Source organism: Enterobacter quasiroggenkampii, assembly GCF_043972695.1.
Lineage (GTDB): Bacteria > Pseudomonadota > Gammaproteobacteria > Enterobacterales > Enterobacteriaceae > Enterobacter > Enterobacter quasiroggenkampii.
In genome coordinates this window covers 3,735,969-3,754,668 of sequence record NZ_CP143745.1, presented here as the reverse complement: position 1 = coordinate 3,754,668, position 18,700 = coordinate 3,735,969, and the positions used below count along the sequence as shown (strand labels likewise).

The 18,700-nt window shown below is 58.0% G+C and carries 15 protein-coding genes and 1 pseudogene; 12 read left to right on the top strand and 4 right to left on the bottom strand.

Features of this window, described 5'->3' with window-relative positions; genetic code table 11:
• Positions 1–148 precede the first annotated feature (148 nt).
• The 5 genes and pseudogenes from licT to V1572_RS17930 all read left to right on the top strand — a co-directional run bounded on the left by licT (position 149) and on the right by V1572_RS17930 (position 6,814).
• On the top strand, positions 149–982 hold the full coding sequence (licT, locus tag V1572_RS17950) for a BglG family transcription antiterminator LicT (protein ID WP_252076907.1): 834 nt from the start codon (positions 149–151) through the stop codon (positions 980–982).
• 29 nt (positions 983–1,011) lie between these two features.
• Positions 1,012–2,972: pseudogene (bglF, locus tag V1572_RS17945) on the top strand (PTS beta-glucoside transporter subunit IIABC); the annotation flags it as partial.
• Positions 2,973–2,984: 12 nt separating this feature from the next.
• Entirely contained in the window at positions 2,985–4,379 is a 1,395-nt protein-coding gene (locus V1572_RS17940; protein ID WP_252076908.1) for a glycoside hydrolase family 1 protein, read from the top strand.
• Between the two features lie 201 nt (positions 4,380–4,580).
• Positions 4,581–5,999 (top strand): multidrug resistance outer membrane protein MdtQ, encoded by a 1,419-nt coding sequence (gene mdtQ, locus V1572_RS17935; protein ID WP_395299442.1) that lies wholly within the window; start codon positions 4,581–4,583, stop codon positions 5,997–5,999.
• A gap of 50 nt (positions 6,000–6,049) precedes the next feature.
• Complete coding sequence (locus V1572_RS17930; RefSeq protein ID WP_023615867.1) at positions 6,050–6,814, top strand: SDR family oxidoreductase; 765 nt, start codon at positions 6,050–6,052, stop codon at positions 6,812–6,814.
• Positions 6,815–7,243: 429 nt separating this feature from the next.
• Here the strand turns inward: V1572_RS17930 and V1572_RS17925 are convergent, their stop codons facing one another.
• Positions 7,244–7,816 carry a DedA family protein gene (locus tag V1572_RS17925; RefSeq protein WP_395299441.1) on the bottom strand — a complete coding sequence of 191 codons (573 nt, stop codon included), beginning with the start codon at positions 7,814–7,816 and terminating at the stop codon, positions 7,244–7,246.
• A 157-nt stretch (positions 7,817–7,973) separates the two neighbouring features.
• Here V1572_RS17925 and V1572_RS17920 point away from each other — a divergent pair, with 157 nt between their 5' ends.
• Together V1572_RS17920 and pbpG are read left to right on the top strand one after the other, a co-directional pair.
• Positions 7,974–8,561: a Yip1 family protein gene (locus V1572_RS17920; RefSeq protein ID WP_023312454.1), complete on the top strand. Its 588-nt coding sequence runs from the start codon at positions 7,974–7,976 to the stop codon at positions 8,559–8,561.
• A 167-nt stretch (positions 8,562–8,728) separates the two neighbouring features.
• Positions 8,729–9,652: a D-alanyl-D-alanine endopeptidase gene (gene pbpG / locus V1572_RS17915; RefSeq protein ID WP_045908667.1), complete on the top strand. Its 924-nt coding sequence runs from the start codon at positions 8,729–8,731 to the stop codon at positions 9,650–9,652.
• Positions 9,653–9,748: 96 nt separating this feature from the next.
• Here pbpG and V1572_RS17910 read toward each other — a convergent pair whose 3' ends face one another.
• Both V1572_RS17910 and dld read right to left on the bottom strand, forming a co-directional pair.
• Positions 9,749–10,303: a GNAT family N-acetyltransferase gene (locus V1572_RS17910; RefSeq protein WP_045908666.1), complete on the bottom strand. Its 555-nt coding sequence runs from the start codon at positions 10,301–10,303 to the stop codon at positions 9,749–9,751.
• Positions 10,304–10,415: 112 nt separating this feature from the next.
• Positions 10,416–12,164, bottom strand: a complete 1,749-nt coding sequence (gene dld / locus V1572_RS17905) for a D-lactate dehydrogenase (RefSeq protein WP_395299440.1) — start codon at positions 12,162–12,164, stop codon at positions 10,416–10,418.
• 189 nt (positions 12,165–12,353) lie between these two features.
• Between dld and bglX the strand changes: the two genes are divergently transcribed.
• From bglX to V1572_RS17880, 5 genes are all read left to right on the top strand, one after another.
• A complete protein-coding gene (gene bglX, locus V1572_RS17900) occupies positions 12,354–14,651 on the top strand; it encodes a beta-glucosidase BglX (RefSeq protein WP_395299439.1) in 2,298 nt (765 codons plus the stop codon).
• Between the two features lie 147 nt (positions 14,652–14,798).
• Entirely contained in the window at positions 14,799–15,716 is a 918-nt protein-coding gene (locus V1572_RS17895) for an ABC transporter substrate-binding protein (RefSeq protein WP_021241490.1), read from the top strand.
• A gap of 12 nt (positions 15,717–15,728) precedes the next feature.
• A complete protein-coding gene (locus V1572_RS17890) occupies positions 15,729–16,886 on the top strand; it encodes an ABC transporter permease (protein ID WP_048028246.1) in 1,158 nt (385 codons plus the stop codon).
• Positions 16,879–17,829 carry an ABC transporter ATP-binding protein gene (locus V1572_RS17885; RefSeq protein WP_395299438.1) on the top strand — a complete coding sequence of 317 codons (951 nt, stop codon included), beginning with the start codon at positions 16,879–16,881 and terminating at the stop codon, positions 17,827–17,829. Before V1572_RS17890 ends, V1572_RS17885 begins: the two co-directional genes overlap by 8 nt.
• Positions 17,813–18,550, top strand: a complete 738-nt coding sequence (locus V1572_RS17880; RefSeq protein ID WP_048028250.1) for an ABC transporter permease — start codon at positions 17,813–17,815, stop codon at positions 18,548–18,550. The genes V1572_RS17885 and V1572_RS17880 overlap by 17 nt, the downstream gene beginning before the upstream one ends.
• Here V1572_RS17880 and V1572_RS17875 read toward each other — a convergent pair.
• Positions 18,525–18,638, bottom strand: a complete 114-nt coding sequence (locus V1572_RS17875) for a protein YohO (RefSeq protein ID WP_008500895.1) — start codon at positions 18,636–18,638, stop codon at positions 18,525–18,527. The two genes, V1572_RS17880 and V1572_RS17875, sit on opposite strands and share 26 nt — an antisense overlap.
• Positions 18,639–18,700: the final 62 nt, after the last annotated feature.

The following is an 18,700-nucleotide window of genomic DNA, read 5'->3' as shown; positions in this document are numbered from 1 at the left end:
GATCCGCGTCACGTTTCTGACGCGTGACGCATTGAGGCTACGAATGAAACTGTTAGAGTGCCAGAACTGGATTGTTACTGCTTAGGCAGGCAAAACCTGATTTTCTGGCATCTGCCGGAGGTCAGGTTTTTTTGTTTCTGGGGTTCAGATGAAAATCGCCAAGATACTCAATAATAACGTGGTGGTTGTTCAGGATGAGCGCGGGCGCGAACAGGTGGTGATGGGCCGTGGGCTGGCCTTTCAGAAGCGCGTCGGTGAAGCGCTGGATACCGCGTTGGTTGAAAAGGTGTTTGCGTTACAAAGCGATGAACTGGTGCGTCGGCTTGGAGAACTGCTGAGTCAAATTCCGCTGGAGGTGATGACCACCTGCGACCGCATCATCGGGCTGGCGGCGCAGCGGCTGGGCAAGCTGCAGGAGAGCTTGTATATCACCCTTACCGATCACTGCTACTTTGCGATTGAGCGGCAGAAGAGCGGGTTGGCCATCAAAAACGTGCTGCTGTGGGATATTAAACGGTTGTATCCGAAGGAGTTCGAGTTAGGGCAGGAGGCGCGGGCCATTATCGCCAGACGCCTGAACGTCGAACTGGAGGAGGATGAGGCCGGTTTTATCGCCCTGCATCTGGTCACCGCGCAGTTGAACAGCGAAATGCCGGAGGTGATGCACGTGACGCGGGTGATGCAGGAGATCCTGCAGCTGGTGAAGTATCAGCTGCAGCTTGAGTATGACGAAGAGTCGCTCAGCTATCAGCGTTTTGTCACCCACCTGAAATTTTTTGCCCAGCGGATGCTCACCCGCACCGTGGTGGAAGATGACGATGTCTCGCTGCATACGGCAGTCAAAGACAACTACGCGAAGGCGTGGAAATGCGCCGAGAAAATCGCACAGCACCTGAACAAAAGCTATCAGCGTGAGCTAACAACCGAAGAAATTATGTTTCTCGCCATTCATATCGAGCGGGTGAGAAAAGAGGGGCGTTAAGCCTCAAACAGGATTGTTACTGCACTACGCAGGCAAAACCTGAGCGCGGCCTTCGTCAGAAGGCCGTTCTCGGGTTTTTTTATTTTTTGTACTCAGTCAACAGGTGCCTGCGGGCATCGGATGTAAGGAAATCGAGATGGAATACCAGGCTTTAGCGAAGGATATTCTCGGCCACGTTGGCGGAAAAGAGAACATCGTCAGTCTTGTGCACTGCGCGACCCGGCTTCGCTTCAAACTGAAAGACAATCAACGGGCGGATGCGGAAGGGCTCAAGAAAAATCCGGGCGTGATCATGGTGGTCGAAAGCGGCGGCCAGTTTCAGGTGGTGATTGGCAACCACGTTCACGACGTCTGGCAGGCTGTCCGCAATGAAGCAGGTCTTACCGATGACGCCCCTGTCGTGGAAGAGAAGGGTGAAAAGGGTAACCTGTTGGGCCGTCTGATTGATATCGTCTCCGGCATCTTTACCCCGTTTATCGGCATTCTGGCCGCGTCCGGTATTCTGAAGGGGCTGCTGGCGCTGGCCGTGGTGTGCGGCTGGCTCACGACCGAGAGCGGCACGTATAAAATCTGGTTTGCTGCCAGCGACGCGCTGTTCTTCTTCTTCCCGCTGGTGCTGGGCTATACCGCCGGGAAAAAGTTCGGCGGCAACCCATTCATTACCATGGTGATCGGCGGGGCGCTCACCCATCCAGTGATGATTGCGGCGTTCAACGCCAGCCAGCAGCCGGGCGCGGTGTCGGAAGCCTTTTTGGGCATTCCCGTCACCTGGTTCAACTACAGCTCGTCGGTGATCCCGATTATTCTCGCCGCGTGGGTGAGCTGCTGGCTGGAAAAGCAGAGCACCAGGCTGCTGCCTTCCTCGATGAAAAACTTCTTCGCGCCGCTGATCTGTCTTGCCGTGACCGTGCCGCTGACTTTCCTCGTTATCGGGCCGCTGGCGACCTGGCTGAGCCAGATGCTGGCGAACGGCTATCAGAGTATTTACGTTCTGGCACCGTGGCTGGCGGGCGCAGCGATGGGCGCGCTGTGGCAGGTCTGCGTCATTTTTGGCCTGCACTGGGGACTGGTGCCGCTGATGATCAACAACCTGGCGGTGCTGGGGCATGACTCCATGCTGCCCATGCTCTTGCCTGCGGTGTTCGGCCAGGTGGGGGCGGCGCTGGGCATTTTCCTGCGTACCCGCGATGCGCGTCAGAAAATGCTGGCCGGTTCATCCGTGACGGCAGGGTTTTTCGGTATCACCGAACCCGCAGTGTATGGCGTAAACCTGCCGCTGCGTCGTCCGTTTATTTTTGGCTGCGTGGCAGGCGCTATCGGCGGAGCGATTGTCGGTTTTAGTGACACCCACGTTTACTCTTTCGGCTTCGCCAATATCTTTACTGTCGCCCAGATGATCCCGCCGGGCGGCGTGGACGCCACGCTGTGGGGCGGCATTATCGGTACGGTGGTGGCGCTGGTGCTGAGCTGCGGCCTGACGCTGGTCGCCGGTATGCCAGGAAACACCGCGCCAGAAGGGGTGGTCACCGCGGGCGAAAACGATGTGCTATCACCGATGACCGGTACCGTTCTTGCGCTCGACCAGGTGCCGGATACCACCTTTGCCAGCGGTCTGCTGGGCAGCGGCGCCGCGATTATTCCCTCCGATAACAAAGTGGTTGCCCCGTTTGCTGGCGTGGTGGCCTCGCTGTTCCAGACCAAACACGCCATCGGCCTGCTCAGTAACAGTGGAATCGAAGTGTTGATCCATGTGGGTATCGACACCGTGAAGCTCGACGGCAAGCCGTTTACCGCCCATGTGAAGGTCGGTGACACGGTGCAGCCCGGCGATCTGCTGCTGGAGTTTGACCGACAGGCGATTATCGATGCCGGATACGACCTGGCGACCCCGATTATTATCAGTAACAGCGATGAGTATCGCGACGTGGTGACCGTGGCGGCAACGTCCGTCAATGCTGGTGCGCCGTTACTCAGCGTAAGCCATCAATAACAGGAGAACGTGATGATAACTTTCCCGGACGATTTTTTATGGGGCGGCGCGGTTGCCGCGAATCAGGTAGAGGGCGCGTATCTGGAGGAGGGGAAAGGGCTGTCCACCTCTGACGTTCAGCCGCAGGGGGTCTTCGGCCCGGTGGTTGAGCGCGTGGCGGGCGACAGCGGCATCAAGGATGTTGCCATCGACTTCTATCATCGCTATCCGGAAGACATCAAACTGTTCGCGGAGATGGGCTTTAGCTGCCTGCGCGTCTCTATTGCCTGGACCCGCATTTTTCCGAACGGCGACGAGCAGCAGCCGAACGAGGCGGGGCTGGCGTTTTACGACCGGCTGTTTGACGAGCTGGCTGCGCACAACATTACCCCGCTGGTGACGCTGTCGCATTACGAAATGCCGTGGGGGCTGGTGAAGCAGTACGGCGGATGGGGCAGCCGCCAGACTATTGGGTTCTTCGAGCGCTACGCCCGTACCGTGTTTGCGCGCTACAAAGAAAAGGTCAAGCTCTGGCTGACCTTCAACGAGATCAATATGTCTCTGCACGCGCCGATGACCGGCGTGGGCCTGCCGGAAACCAGCAGCAAAGGCGAAGTGTATCAGGCGATCCATCATCAGCTGGTGGCCAGCGCGCTGGCGGTGAAGGCCTGCCATGAGATCGTTCCTGATGGCAGAATTGGCAATATGCTGCTGGGCGGTCTGATGTATCCGCTGACCTGCAAGCCGGAAGATGTTCTGGAAACACTGCAGGAAAACCGCGCCTGGCAATTCTTTGGTGACGTACAGTGTCGCGGTGCCTACCCGGGGTATATGCAGCGCTTCTTCCGCGACAACGGTATTCAGCTTGAGGTCACGGACGCCGACCGCGAGGCGCTGAAATCGACCGTCGATTTTATCTCCTTCAGCTACTACATGACGGGCTGTGTCACCGCGGACGACGCCCTCAATCAGCAGGCGCGCGGCAACATCCTGAGCATGGTGCCAAACCCGCATCTGGCCAGTTCCGAATGGGGCTGGCAGATTGACCCCATCGGCCTGCGTACCCTGCTAAACGTGCTCTGGGATCGCTATCAGAAGCCGCTGTTTATCGTGGAAAATGGTCTGGGAGCAAAGGATAAACCGGACGCGGACGGCACGGTGCAGGATGACTACCGCATCAGCTACCTTAACGACCATCTGGTGCAGGTGCGTGAAGCGATCGAAGACGGCGTTGAGGTGATGGGCTATACCAGCTGGGGCCCAATCGACCTGGTGAGCGCATCAAAAGCTGAACTCTCTAAGCGCTACGGCTTTATTTACGTCGATCGCGATGACAGCGGAAAAGGTACGCTGGCGCGCAGCCGCAAGAAAAGCTTCTACTGGTATAAAGAGGTTATTGCGACGAAAGGCGCGTCGCTGAAAGTTTAATAACGCGATCAACCTGACAGGGGACGTTCACGCTGTCGGGTTGATTATTTTTTATTTGCATAATTAAATTTAAATAATAATTTCGGTGAATACTTTTCCGTATATTTAAATCTATGACAATTTACGCTTTGCCACGCATTACTAAAAAAACAAACAGAATCAAGCGTAATTTGCGCCTTTATTTTTTGAGTATATGGCGTAATGAAACGTTCTTTTATTTTATCTCTGAGTGTTCCCTTTGCATTTATTCTGGCTGCCTGCGCGCCTGAACATGCCACGGTATCTCCCATTAAAACGCAAACCACGGCGGCGTCGGTAAAGACGGTTCTGGCTCATCAGGACTGGCCGAAAAATGAGTGGTGGAAAGCATATAACGATCCCGAACTTAATTCGCTGATTGCGAAAGCATTAAGCGATGCGCCGGATATGCAGATTGCCCGTCAGCGCATTACGCTCGCTGAAGCCCAGGCCAAAGCGGTTATGGCTGCCGACGGTCCGCAGATCGATTTTTCAGCGGATGCTGAACGCCAGAAAATGTCCGCCGAAGGGTTGATGGGGCCCTTTGCCATTACCGACCCGGCGGCAGGGACAACCGGGCCGTGGTACACCAACGGCACCTTTGGCCTGACTGCTGGCTGGGATCTCGATCTCTGGGGAAAAAATCGCGCGCAGGTCGAAGCCCGGATAGGCAAAGTGAATGCGCAAAAAGCGGAGCTGGAGCAGACCCGTCAGCTGCTGGCCAGCAGCGTAGCGCGGCTTTACTGGGAATGGCAAACGCAGGCCGCCGTGGGGGAGGTCCTCGCGCAGATCAAACATGAGCAGGACAATATTATCGGCGCCGACCGCGAGCTGTATCAACACGGCATCACCTCCTCCGTGGAGGGCGTCGAAACGGACATCAACGCCAGCAAAACCGAAGAGCAGCTGGCCGGGGTCAACGGGAAGATGAAAGCCATAGTGGCGCGCCTGGTCGCGCTGACCAACGCCCCCTCCGTGAAGCTGACGCGGCACGCCTTGCCGACGGTGGAAGCCTCGTTACCGTCGACGCTCGGCTATGAACTGCTGGCACGCCGCCCGGATCTTCAGGAGGCGCACTGGTATATCGACGCCTCCATGAGCGAGGTGGAAGCCGCCAGAGCAGCGTTCTATCCTGACGTGAACCTGATGGCGTTCTTACAGCAGGATGCCCTCCACCTGAGCGATCTGTTCCGTTCATCCGCGCAGCAGATGGGCGTGACCGCCGGGTTGACGCTGCCAATTTTTGACAGCGGCAGGCTGAACGCCAGCCTGGATATCGCCCAGGCGCAGAACAATCTCTCGGTTGCCAACTACAACAAAGCGGTAGTGGAGGCCGTCAATCAGGTGGCACGCACGGCCAGCGAAGTCGAAACGCTAATGGCGAAGAACAGCCATCAGCAGCAGGTTGAAAAAGATGCGGCACGGGTCGTGGCGCTGGCTCAGGCGCGTTTCAGCGCGGGGATTATTGCGGGCTCCCGGGTCAGTGAAGCCAGAATACCGGCCCTCAAAGAGCACCTCGAAGGCGTGCTGCTGAAGGGGCAATATGTCGACGCTACCCTGCAGCTGACCTCGGCGCTGGGCGGCGGCTATCATCATGGCTAAAAAAGGCCATTATCTATACTTACCTCTTTGCAGTTTTTCAGGAGGTGAGTATGACCAGAGTAGCGATTGTTACCGCATCGGATTCCGGGATTGGGAAAACCACGGCCCTGATGCTGGCTGAGCGCGGGTTTGATATTGGCGTCACCTGGCACTCGGATGAGAAAGGGGCGCTGGAAACCTGCCGCGAAGTCGAAGCGCAGGGACAGCGTGCGGAGGCTATCCATCTTGATTTAAGCACGCTGCCGGAAGGCGCTGAGGCCATTGAAACGCTGATTGCGCGTTTTGGCCGGCTGGACGTGCTGGTCAATAATGCAGGGGCGATGACCAAAGCGCCGTTCCTCGAGATGCCGTTCGACGACTGGCGGAACATTTTCACCGTCGACGTGGACGGGGCGTTTCTTTGTTCACAGATAGCCGCAAGGCAGATGGTGAAGCAGGGGGAAGGGGGGCGGATTGTGAACATCACCTCGGTACATGAACACACGCCCCTGCCGGAGGCCAGCGCCTACACGGCGGCGAAACACGCGCTCGGCGGGTTAACCAAATCCATGGCGATGGAGCTGGTGAAGCACAACATTCTGGTGAACGCCGTCGCGCCGGGTGCCATTGCCACGCCAATGAATGACATGGACGACAGCGAAGTGAAGGAAGGCTCAATGCCGGAAATCCCGCTGGCAAGACCGGGCCACACGAAAGAGATTGCCAGCCTGGTGGCGTGGCTGTGTGACAGCGACGCCAGCTATACAACAGGGCAATCGTTTATCGTCGACGGGGGCTTTATGCTGGCGAACCCGCAGTTTAAGCCGGAGGGGTAGTTTCCTTTCGCCCTCACCCTTGAGGGAGAGGGCTGGGGTGAGGGGGAACATACGGCTGTAGTGGTCATTCCGTTCACTTCATGTTCTTTGCTACTCTGTAGCAGCATGACCTGTGAACGTGCCAGGGCGGCTCAATCGCCGCCGCCCTGGCGACCCGGGCTCCCGGCGGTAAATCGCCGCTTCGCGGTACCCTCAGCTTATTCCTTCAGGCTATCGGGTCGGGCATGAGCCTGCATCCCTGCAGGCCACGCCCTCTCGGCGCATCCCTGCGCCTCGCCCCGGCCTTACGGAAACGCTTCGGCGATTTACAGCCGGACCAGGGCGTCGCTGTAAACCATTAATTTACCTGAAGCAGTGTTCATCGCTTCAGGTAAAAAAATTACTGGGGAAGCCTCAGCCCTGTGGGTGAGGGCATCAGGCTGAACCAGGCTACTCCTCATTCCGCGTCTTTTCCCGATGCTTCAGCCACAGTCGAACCGCAATCACCGCCACGACCACCAGAATCAACCACGCCCAGTGCTTCAGGTGCTGGTCGAGATTATGCAGCCAGGGCGCAATCACTTCGCCCCCTACATAACCGAGCGTCGTAAAGATCAGCGCCCAGGCAATCGCGCCCACAATATTGAGCGGCAGAAAAATTTTGGGCGGCAGATGGCTGGCGCCAATCAGTATCGGCCCGATAATGCGAAAGCCATACATAAAGCGGGTGCCAATGACGAACAGATAGGGATGACGTTGAATGAGCCGCTGAGCGCGGCGGATTTTCTTCTGATGCTTTGCGAAACGCTTAAGCAGCGTTGGCCCAAAGCGCAGCCCCAGAAAGTAGAGCAGCTGATCGCCTATCATCCCGCCCAGCGCGACCGCGGCGACGACCAGCGGGAATTTCAGTAACCCCTGATGCGCGGCGACGCCCCCTAACAGCGTGATGGTTTCACCTTCTGCCACGCTACCGATCACCAGCGCGGCATATCCATATTGCTCAATGAGTGCGTTAATATCCATTACGTAACTGTTATCTCCCTCTGCGTGCCTCGTTTAATCATATACCCCATGAATCAACAGCGGGGAAATCAACGGAAATTTCCCACTGTACATAAAATAATCTAAAGCCTGCATTATACTTAAGGTATCGCTGACGGGCCGACAACAAGGGGGCGCTATGAACCATGTCTGGGGACTTTTCTCCCATCCCGATCGTGAAATGCATGTCATTAAAAGTGAGAACGAAACGGTCTCGCATCATTACACGCACCACGTGCTGCTGATGGCTGCGGTGCCGGTAATATGCGCTTTTATCGGAACGACACAAATCGGCTGGAACTTCGGTGACGGCACCGTGGTTCAGCTTTCCTGGTTTACCGGACTCTATCTGGCCATCGTCTTTTATGGCCTGATGCTGGCGGGTGTGGCGGTCATGGGGCGTGTCATTCACTGGATGGCGCGTAACTATCCGCAACGTCCATCGCTGGCGCACTGTATGGTCTTTGCCGGGTATGTCGCGACTCCGCTGTTCTTAAGCGGTATTGTTGCGCTCTATCCACTGGTCTGGCTGTGCGCGCTGATCGGTACTATTGCCCTCTTTTACACCGGTTATCTGCTGTATCTGGGGGTTCCAACCTTCCTGAATATCAATAAAGAAGAGGGCCTGAGCTTCTCCAGTTCAACGCTTGCCATCGGGGTGCTGGTGCTGGAGGCGCTACTGGCGCTGACGGTGATTCTTTGGGGTTATGGATACCGTCTCTTCTAAACGCACTGCATTGCTGGCGTAAATGCCAGCAATGCAGCATCTGTTCACGATTATCCTCTGGCGACAACGCCCGCTGACGGCTATGATGCCGAAGCCAGCCTGAGTTTATCCGTCGACCCAGGCGGTGTACGTTATGACGTGCGTGAATAATTATCAGAAGTCTCACCATGCTGAAATTCCGAGTCTCTTTACTTAGCCTGGCGCTGTTGCTGGGTGCGTCCGCTGCCGTGCCGGCCGTCGCCAAAACGCCCGCGGTGACTGCTACCGCCGCTCAGCCGCAAATTGCTTCCGGCAGCGCGATGATTGTCGATCTCAACACCAATAAGGTGATTTACGCCAGCCATCCGGATCTGGTGCGACCGATCGCCTCAATTACCAAATTAATGACCGCGATGGTGGTGCTTGATGCCCATCTGCCGCTGGACGAAAAACTGAAGGTGGATATCAGCCACACGCCGGAGATGAAGGGGATCTACTCCCGCGTGCGCCTGAACAGTGAGATCAGCCGTAAGAATATGCTGCTGCTGGCGCTGATGTCGTCTGAAAACCGCGCGGCGGCGAGCCTGGCGCACCACTATCCGGGCGGCTACGACGCCTTTATCCGCGCGATGAACGCCAAAGCCAAAGCACTGGGGATGAACAATACGCACTATGTGGAACCGACGGGTCTGTCGATCAACAACGTCTCCACGGCGCGCGATCTGACGAAACTGCTGATTGCCAGCAAACAGTACCCGCTGATTGGTCAGCTCAGTACCACCCGTGAAGAGATGGCGACCTTTGCGAACCCAGCCTATACGCTGCCGTTCCGCAATACTAACCATCTGGTTTACCGGGATAACTGGAATATTCAGCTAACCAAAACCGGCTTTACCAACGCGGCTGGACACTGTCTGGTGATGCGCACCGTGTTTAACGGTAAGCCGGTGGCGCTGGTGGTGATGGATGCCTTCGGCAAATACACGCACTTCGCGGATGCGAGCCGCCTGCGTACCTGGATTGAAACAGGAAAAGTTCAGCCTGTCCCGGCCGCGGCATTGACGTATAAAAAGCAGAAAGCCGAGCAGATGGCGACGGCGCAGAACGATTAGGTAAAAGCAAAACGGTAACGCATGTTACCGTTTTTTATGTTTTCTCCCTCTCCCTGTGGGAGAGGGCCGGGGTGAGGGCACCAGACCGCACTGCGTTTATTCCGGCAGCGTCCAGTCACCGTCGTTGAGCGGGCGCTGCATAATCACCGTATCCCGCCAGTCTCCTTTCTTATAGCCTACGCTGCGCAACTGACCGACAATCACGAAACCATGTTTTTTATGCAGGCGTAACGAACCGGCGTTGTTATTGCCATCTCCCACTACGGCAATCATCTGCCGCCACGGCCCTTGCTCGCAGCGTTCAATCAGCGCATCCATCAGTGCCGTGCCAAAACCGCGCCCGGTGATGCTGGCATCCACGTAAATCGACTCTTCCAGGGTATAGCGGTAGGCGTGTCGCGGTCGGTAAGGGGTGGCATAGCAGTAGCCCACCACAATGCCGCGGTACAGCGCGATAAGCCACGGTAAACCGTTCTCAGTCACGCTTTTCATCCGTTGGCGCATTTCGTCAATGGTCGGGGGGACTTCTTCAAATGACGCGCGCCCGTGAAGTACATGCCAGGCATAGATCGCGGCAATGGCATGCACATCATCGGGAAGGGCATCGCGCACTTCCAGCTCGGTCTCGGATAAAACATCAATAGCCGACATGATGTGCCTGCTCCTCGTTATCGAATGCCGGAGAAACGTTTCTCCGGCGATGAGCAGTTACTCTATTACGATTAAGGAGCGCTTAACAATCTCTCAAATTTGGCTGTAGGAATTAATCAGACGCTTGCGTTATGCGCTGCTCCGCGTCTTCGCTCTCTTTCCAGTATTTCTTCCGCGTTGTTTTACCGATGCCGGGGTTCATGCTGTTTGTAGGGTCATTCTCGCGATAAAACTGCTTAAGTGCGTCCGGGGCTTTATAAAGATGTCCGACGTTGTGTTCCGCAGGATATTGTGCGCCACGTTCACGCAAAAGGGCGAGCATCTGCTCCTTCAGTTCGTGTGCATCGACCCCTTTTTTGACGATGTAATCCTGATGGAAGACATAGCACATAAAGTGGCCGTAATAGAGCTTATGCACCAGCTTGCTGTCGATTTCCGGCGGCAGGTGCTCGAACCACTCGGTGTCGTTACGCCGCAGGGCGATATCCAGCGCCAGAATGTCTTCCACCTCTTCGGAATGCACCGCCTGATATCGGATGGCGGCACCAGCGGCGGCAAAGCGGTGCAGGAACGCTTTGCTGCCCTCTTCAGGCGTACAGGCAAAGAAATCCCCTTCGGCGGTTTTGAAGAACTCGGTCAGCCAGGCCTGCGCTTCGGCGATCCCGTCTCCGGCCATTTTCAGCAGCAGGTGATGTTCGTACTTGTCGCGCCAGGTTTTCATTCTCTCCGGTAAATGCGCCGGGAAAACGTTGCCCAGCTTCTGCATAAAGCGGTCGGTGAAGTGGGGTTTGAACAGCGACACTTTCTCCAGCATCGCGTCGGTACGGCCCTTCATGGTGAAGAAGAACGGCATTTTGTCGGTGCCGAGCTTGTCGATCATCAGGAACGTGTCTTTTCCGTAGCGCTCGGCGATGTCGTAAATGTCCCGGTGCATGTACTCGCCCGCCACCGGCAGATGAGTGAATTCGCCCAGAATATGACGACGGATCTCCGTCAGAACCTCAGGCTGGTTGGTGCCGATGTAAAATACCTGCTGCTTTTTCTCTGCCGGGAACGTGTCGAGACGCACCGCAAAAACGGCCAGCTTGCCCGCGCAGCCGGAGGATTCAAACAGGCGATCCGGGTCGGCGTTATAGCGCGCAGGAGTGTCAGCGTTGATATCCCGCACCCGGGTCACGTAGTCATGGTCGTGCGCATGGCGACCGTCGTGCTGAACGTCTTCGTCCTTCACGCGATCGTCGTCGAGCTTGCTGAGGATCTGCTCCGGCGTCACACCGAGATCGATTCCCAGATGGTTCACCAGCGTCAGCTTGCCGTTTTCGTCAATACGGGCAAACAGCGACATCTCGGTGTAGGCTGGGCCGCGCTGCACCAGCGAGCCGCCGGAGTTATTGCAGATCCCGCCGACCACCGAGGCGCCAATGCAGGAGGAACCGATCACCGAGTGTGGTTCGCGGCCCAGCGGCTTAAGCGCTTTCTCGAGGGAGTAGAGCGTCGTGCCGGGGAACGCGAGCACCTGCTCGCCTTTATCCAGCAGGCGCAGCTTGTCGAGGCGCAGGGTGCTGATAATCACGATGTCACGATCGTAATCATTGCCGTTCGGCGTAGAGCCTTCGGTCAGGCCGGTGTTGGCCGCCTGCATTAAAATAATCTTGTCGGCGGCGACGCAGGCGCTCAGCACGCGCCACAGTTCCAGCAGCGTGCCGGGGAAAACCACCGCCAGCGCCTCGCCCTGACCGGAGCGGAAGCCCTTGCGGTAGCGGGCGGTTTTAGCCGGGTCGGTAAGCAGGTGAGAGGAGCCAACCAGGCGCGACAGTTCGTTAATAAATGTTTTGTTATCGTCAGTTCGAACAGAAGACATCTTCCACTCCTTGTGGTGGGGCAAATTTCTCGCTGTAAAGCATAGCGCGATTAACTGTTAAGCGGTCGAGTATTCACGAGAAAAATCAGAGAATAACCCTGCAACGATCGGAGGGTTTGTGGCACACTGCGCTTTTCGCACGGTATGGCCGAGATCGTCCGGCGGTTATTGATGAGAGAGTAAAACGACATGAAATGGCTATGTTCTGTAGGTGTCGCCGTCAGCCTGGCGCTGCAACCTGCGCTGGCAGAGGATTTGTTTGGCAATCACCCGCTCACGCCTGAAGCGCGGGATGCGTTTGTCACGGAATTGCTCAAGAAAATGACGGTCGATGAGAAAATCGGCCAGCTGCGTCTGATCAGCGTCGGCCCGGATAACCCGAAAGAGGCCATCCGCGAGATGATCAAAGACGGGCAGGTAGGGGCCATCTTTAATACCGTCACCCGCCAGGATATCCGCAAGATGCAGGACCAGGTGATGGATCTCAGCCGCCTGAAAATTCCGCTGTTTTTTGCCTATGACGTGGTGCACGGCCAGCGTACCGTCTTCCCCATCAGCCTCGGCTTAGCCTCCTCCTTTAACCTCGACGCGGTGAAAACCGTCGGGCGCGTGTCGGCTTATGAAGCGGCGGACGACGGCCTGAACATGACCTGGGCGCCTATGGTGGACGTCTCGCGCGATCCGCGCTGGGGCCGCGGCTCGGAAGGCTTTGGTGAAGATACGTATTTAACCTCCACGATGGGTAAAACCATGGTGGAAGCGATGCAGGGCAAAAGCCCGGCGGACCGCTACTCGGTGATGACCAGCGTCAAGCACTTTGCGGCCTACGGCGCGGTGGAGGGCGGTAAAGAGTACAACACCGTCGACATGAGCCCGCAGCGCCTGTTCAACGACTATATGCCGCCGTACAAGGCCGGTCTGGATGCGGGCAGCGGCGCGGTGATGGTGGCGCTGAACTCGCTGAACGGCACGCCTGCGACCTCTGATTCCTGGCTGCTGAAAGACGTGCTGCGCGACCAGTGGGGCTTTAAGGGCATCACCGTTTCCGACCACGGCGCGATTAAAGAGCTGATCAAACACGGTACCGCCTCCGACCCGGAAGACGCGGTGCGCGTCGCGCTCAAGTCCGGCATCAACATGAGCATGAGCGACGAGTATTACAGCAAATACCTGCCGGGGCTGGTGAAGAGCGGCAAGGTGACGATGGCGGAGCTGGACGATGCTACCCGTCACGTGCTGAACGTGAAATACGACATGGGGCTGTTTAACGATCCGTACAGCCACCTGGGTCCGAAAGAGTCTGACCCGGCAGATACCAATGCTGAAAGCCGCCTGCACCGCAAAGAAGCGCGTGACGTGGCGCGCGAAAGCCTGGTGCTGCTGAAAAACCGCCTCGACACGCTGCCACTGAAAAAATCCGGCACCATTGCCGTGGTGGGGCCGCTGGCCGACAGCAAGCGCGACGTGATGGGCAGCTGGTCTGCCGCGGGCGTGGCTGACCAGTCCGTGACCGTGCTGACCGGTATCAAGAGTGCCGTCGGTGAAAACGCCAAAGTGGTTTACGCCAAAGGGGCGAACGTCACCAACGATAAAGACATCGTGACCTTCCTCAACCAGTATGAGGAAGCGGTCAAGGTCGATCCGCGCACGCCGAAGGAGATGATTGACGAGGCGGTGAACGCCGCGAAGCAGTCTGACGTCGTTGTCGCGGTCATGGGGGAAGCGCAGGGTATGGCGCACGAGGCCTCCAGCCGGACCGATATCACCATTCCACAGAGCCAGCGCGATCTGATCGCCGCCCTGAAAGCCACCGGCAAGCCGCTGGTGCTGGTGCTGATGAACGGTCGTCCGCTGGCGGTGGTGAAAGAAGACCAGCAGGCTGACGCCATCCTGGAAACCTGGTTCGCCGGTACCGAAGGCGGTAACGCCATCGCCGACGTGCTGTTTGGCGATTACAACCCGTCAGGCAAGCTGCCGATGTCCTTCCCGCGCTCCGTCGGGCAGATCCCGGTCTACTACAGCCACCTGAATACCGGTCGCCCGTACAACGCCGACAAGCCGAACAAATACACGTCTCGTTACTTCGACGAAGCTAACGGCCCGCTGTATCCGTTTGGTTACGGCCTGAGCTACACCACCTTCAAGGTTTCTGACGTCAAAATGTCGTCGCCGAGCCTGAAGCGTGACGGCAACGTCACCGCCAGCGTTGAGGTAACCAACACCGGCAAGCGCGAGGGGGCAACGGTGATTCAGATGTACGTTCAGGATGTCACCGCGTCGATGAGCCGTCCGGTGAAACAGCTGCGCGGTTTTGAGAAGGTCAACCTGAAGCCGGGGGAAACCAAAACCATCAGCTTCCCGATCGACGTGGATGCGCTGAAGTTCTGGAACCAGCAGATGAAATATGATGCGGAACCGGGCAAATTTAACGTCTTTATCGGCGTGGACTCCGCCCGCGTGAATAAAGGCGAGTTCGAGCTGCTGTAACCTTTCCCTCCTTTGCCTCCCCCCGTCCTGCGGGGGAGGCGTCTTACCTTATGCTAAAAAGGCATTTTGACGGTTAATTCCGCCGTTTTAAGCTACGCTTTTCTCTCAAGCCTCTGAAAAAGGCAGCAAAAAAATGAGGATAGCGGAATGACGATTGCAAAGGGGATGTTGGGATCTGCGGTGTTACTGGCGGCGCTGAGCCTGCCGTTACAGGCGGCGGAGCCGGTAAAGGTGGGCTCAAAGATCGATACCGAAGGCGCGCTGCTCGGCAATATTATTTTGCAGGTGCTGGAAAGTCACGGCGTGAAAACGGTCAATAAAGTCCAGCTCGGCACCACGCCTGTTGTGCGCGGCGCAATTACCTCCGGCGAGCTGGATATCTACCCGGAATACACCGGCAACGGCGCATTCTTCTTCAAAGATGAAAACGATCCGGCCTGGAAAAACGCCAAAGCCGGGTATGAGAAAGTCAAAAAACTCGACGCGGAACAGAACAAACTGGTCTGGCTGACCCCGGCGCCGGCCAACAATACCTGGACTATCGCCGTGCGCAAGGACGTGGCGGAGAAAGGGAAGCTGACCACCCTGGCGGATCTCAGCCGCTACCTGAAAGAGAAGGGCGACTTTAAGCTGGCGGCGTCCGCGGAGTTTATCGAGCGTCCTGATGCGCTCCCGGCGTTCGAAAAAGCGTACGACTTCAAGCTCGACCAGGCTCAGCTGCTCTCGCTGGCGGGCGGGGATACCGCGGTGACCATCAAAGCGGCGGCACAGCAAACCTCCGGCGTTAACGCGGCAATGGCCTACGGCACAGACGGCCCGGTGGCGGCGCTTGGCCTGCAAACCCTGACCGATCCAAAAGGCGTACAGCCGATTTACGCGCCGACCCCCGTGGTGCGCGAGGCGGTGCTAAAAGCGTACCCGGACATTGCAGAATGGCTCAAACCGGTTTTCGAAAAGCTGGATGAAAAAACGCTGCAGCAGCTGAATGCCAGCATTGCCGTCGAGGGACTGGATGCCAAAAAAGTGGCCGCCGACTTCCTGAAGCAACAAGGGCTTGTGAAGTAACGGGAAAAGGCTGTGCCAATAAAATGTCATAACCGCGTCCTGCTGCTGCTGGCCTGTGTGGCCATCGCAGCGGTCGCGTTACCGTTTGTCAACGTTGCCCCAAACCGCCTGATGTCGGGGGAGGGCAAAGCGCTCTGGCAGGTCTGGTCGTTTACGCCGGGGTGGCTTGTGGCGTCGCTGGGCGCGTGGGTGATCCTGTCGCTCTGGCAGGGACGCCCGGCGCAGTGGCTGACGCTGTTCCTCTCTGAAGGGCTGTTTATCCTCCTGTTCTGGAGCGCCGGGCTGGCGGCGACGCATATGGCCTCGGCGGAAAGTCCGCTGGCGAGAACCACTATCGGCAGCGGCCTGTGGCTGTGGCTGGCGCTGTGTCTGCTGGCCTGCAGCGATGCCATTCGTCGACTCATCGCCAGTGCCGTCTGGCGCTGGGTGCTCAATGCGCAGATATGGTGTATTCCTTTACTCCTGCTGTTCAGCGGGGAATTGAACAACCTCTCGCTGTTAAAAGAGTACGCCAACCGTCAGGAGGTGTTTGATGATGCCCTCGCGCAGCACCTGACGATCCTCTTCGGTACGCTCGTTCCGGCGCTGCTGGTTGGGATCCCCCTTGGCATGTGGTGCTATCGCCATCCTTCACGCCAGGGCGGGGTTTTTGCCGTGCTCAACGTTATCCAGACCATTCCTTCCGTTGCGCTGTTTGGCCTGCTGATTGCGCCGCTGGCCGGGCTGGTGAAGTCATTCCCGGTGCTCGGAACGCTCGGTGTTGCCGGGACGGGGCTAACGCCCGCCCTTATCGCGCTGGTGCTGTATGCCCTGCTGCCGCTGGTGCGCGGCGTGGTCGCAGGTTTAGGCCAGGTCGCACCTGACGTGCTGGAAAGCGCCCATGCGATGGGAATGAGCGCGCGGCAGTGTTTCTGGAAAATTCAGCTCCCGCTGGCGCTGCCCCTGCTGCTGCGTAGCCTGCGGGTGGTGGCGGTCCAGACCGTTGGCATGGCGGTGATTGCGGCGCTGATTGGCGCGGGTGGCTTTGGCGCGCTGGTGTTCCAGGGGCTGTTGAGCAGTGCTCTGGATCTGGTGTTATTGGGCGTGGTGCCCACGATTGCGCTGGCGGTGGTCGTCGACGCACTGTTTGCCTTATGGCTCGCGCTGCTCGGGAGAAGAGCCAATGATTGAATTTCATGATGTCAGTAAAACCTTTGCCGGTCGCCCGGCGGCGAGCCACCTGAACCTGAACTTTGCCGAGGGAGCGTTTTCCGTGCTGATAGGCACCTCGGGGTCGGGCAAGTCCACCACGCTGAAGATGATCAACCGGCTGGTTGAGCATGACAGCGGGCTGATTCGCTTTGCCGGGGAAGAGATCCGCAGCCTGCCGGTGCTGGAGCTGCGCCGTCGGATGGGCTATGCCATACAGTCTATCGGCCTGTTTCCGCACTGGACGGTGGCGCAGAACATCGCCACCGTGCTGCAGCTGGAAAAATGGTCGCGGGCGAAAATCGCCGATCGTGTTGATGAGCTGATGTCTCTGCTGGGGTTAGAGCCCGCGCTGCGCGATCGCTATCCGCACCAGCTTTCCGGCGGGCAGCAGCAGCGCGTGGGCGTGGCGCGCGCGCTGGCGGCCAACCCGCAGGTGTTGCTGATGGACGAACCCTTTGGCGCGCTGGATCCGGTTACGCGCGGGGCGCTGCAGGCGGAGATGACCCGTATTCACCGCATTCTCGGACGCACGATCGTACTCGTGACGCACGATATTGATGAAGCCCTGCGCCTGGCTGACCATCTGGTGCTGATGGATCATGGCGAAGTGGTGCAGCAGGGCTCGCCGCTTGAGCTATTAACCTGGCCGAAGAACGACTTTGTGCGCGAGTTTTTTGGCCGCAGCGAATTGGGCGTCAGGCTGCTCTCCCTGCGAACGGTCAGCGACTATATACGCCGGGAGGCGGTGCCGGTGAGCGGCGAACCGCTGCAGGCGCAGATGAGCCTGCGGGATGCGCTCTCCGCGTTTGTCGCGCGCCAGTGCGAGGTATTGCCCGTTGCGGATGCCCGGGGCGCGCCGTGCGGAACCTTACATTTTCGCGATCTGCTGGCCGGGGAGGTGACGCGTGAAGGCACTGCGTGATCCGCTCCTCTGGCTGGTAGCGCTCTTTGTCGCTTTGCTGTTTCTGATGCCCCACAGCGCGGCGCTGTTTAACAGCCTCTTTCCCGGACTGCCGCGGCCGGTGTATCAGCAGGAGAGCTTCATTAATCTCGCCCTGGCGCATCTCTGGCTGGTGGCGCTCTCAAGCGCCATCGCGGTTGTGCTGGGCGTGGGGGCGGGCATCGCGGTCACGCGGCCGGCGGGCCGGGAGTTTCGTCCGCTGGTGGAGACGATTGCGGCCATCGGACAGACGTTTCCGCCCGTAGCGGTGCTGGCGATAGCGGTTCCGGTGATGGGCTTTGGCCAACAGCCTGCGATCATTGCGCTGATATTATACGGCGTATTACCGGTTCTGCAGGGCACGCTGGCGGGCATCGCGGCGGTACCTGCGTCCGTGCTGAGCGTGGCGGAAGGGGTGGGGATGAGTCGCGGCCAGCGGCTGCGTAAGGTTGAACTGCCGCTTGCGGCACCGGTTATCATTGCCGGGATCCGCACGTCGGTCATCATTAACATCGGGACGGCGACCATTGCGTCGACGGTCGGTGCTAATACGCTGGGAACGCCGATCATTATCGGCTTAAGCGGGTTTAATACGGCTTATATTGTGCAGGGAGCGGTGCTGGTCGCGCTGGCAGCAATCGTCGTCGATCGCGCTTTTGAGCGGCTGGCGCTGTACCTCAGCCGACACCGCCGCGAACAATAAACGAGTACCCTGCCAGCATTACGCCGCCGATGCCGCTTACGGCCATCAGGACAAAAAGGGTAATAATGGCCAGTTTGGTTGCCTTCATCATGTGCTCCTGTTGTTAACGGAACAATTATACGGTGAAGCGCAGCTGTTAATGAACCATTA

What these genes read in the sequence shown, in the direction of transcription:
- V1572_RS17925 (WP_395299441.1), bottom strand. Translation starts at nt 7,816, where the DNA reads ATGGATATTAACGCACTCATTGAGCAATATGGATATGCCGCGCTGGTG.
- V1572_RS17940 (WP_252076908.1), top strand. Translation starts at nt 2,985, where the DNA reads ATGATAACTTTCCCGGACGATTTTTTATGGGGCGGCGCGGTTGCCGCG.
- licT (WP_252076907.1), top strand. Translation starts at nt 149, where the DNA reads ATGAAAATCGCCAAGATACTCAATAATAACGTGGTGGTTGTTCAGGAT.
- dld (WP_395299440.1), bottom strand. Translation starts at nt 12,164, where the DNA reads ATGTCTTCTGTTCGAACTGACGATAACAAAACATTTATTAACGAACTG.
- bglX (WP_395299439.1), top strand. Translation starts at nt 12,354, where the DNA reads ATGAAATGGCTATGTTCTGTAGGTGTCGCCGTCAGCCTGGCGCTGCAA.
- V1572_RS17885 (WP_395299438.1), top strand. Translation starts at nt 16,879, where the DNA reads ATGATTGAATTTCATGATGTCAGTAAAACCTTTGCCGGTCGCCCGGCG.
- mdtQ (WP_395299442.1), top strand. Translation starts at nt 4,581, where the DNA reads ATGAAACGTTCTTTTATTTTATCTCTGAGTGTTCCCTTTGCATTTATT.
- V1572_RS17930 (WP_023615867.1), top strand. Translation starts at nt 6,050, where the DNA reads ATGACCAGAGTAGCGATTGTTACCGCATCGGATTCCGGGATTGGGAAA.
- V1572_RS17920 (WP_023312454.1), top strand. Translation starts at nt 7,974, where the DNA reads ATGAACCATGTCTGGGGACTTTTCTCCCATCCCGATCGTGAAATGCAT.
- V1572_RS17875 (WP_008500895.1), bottom strand. Translation starts at nt 18,638, where the DNA reads ATGAAGGCAACCAAACTGGCCATTATTACCCTTTTTGTCCTGATGGCC.
- V1572_RS17910 (WP_045908666.1), bottom strand. Translation starts at nt 10,303, where the DNA reads ATGTCGGCTATTGATGTTTTATCCGAGACCGAGCTGGAAGTGCGCGAT.
- pbpG (WP_045908667.1), top strand. Translation starts at nt 8,729, where the DNA reads ATGCTGAAATTCCGAGTCTCTTTACTTAGCCTGGCGCTGTTGCTGGGT.
- V1572_RS17895 (WP_021241490.1), top strand. Translation starts at nt 14,799, where the DNA reads ATGACGATTGCAAAGGGGATGTTGGGATCTGCGGTGTTACTGGCGGCG.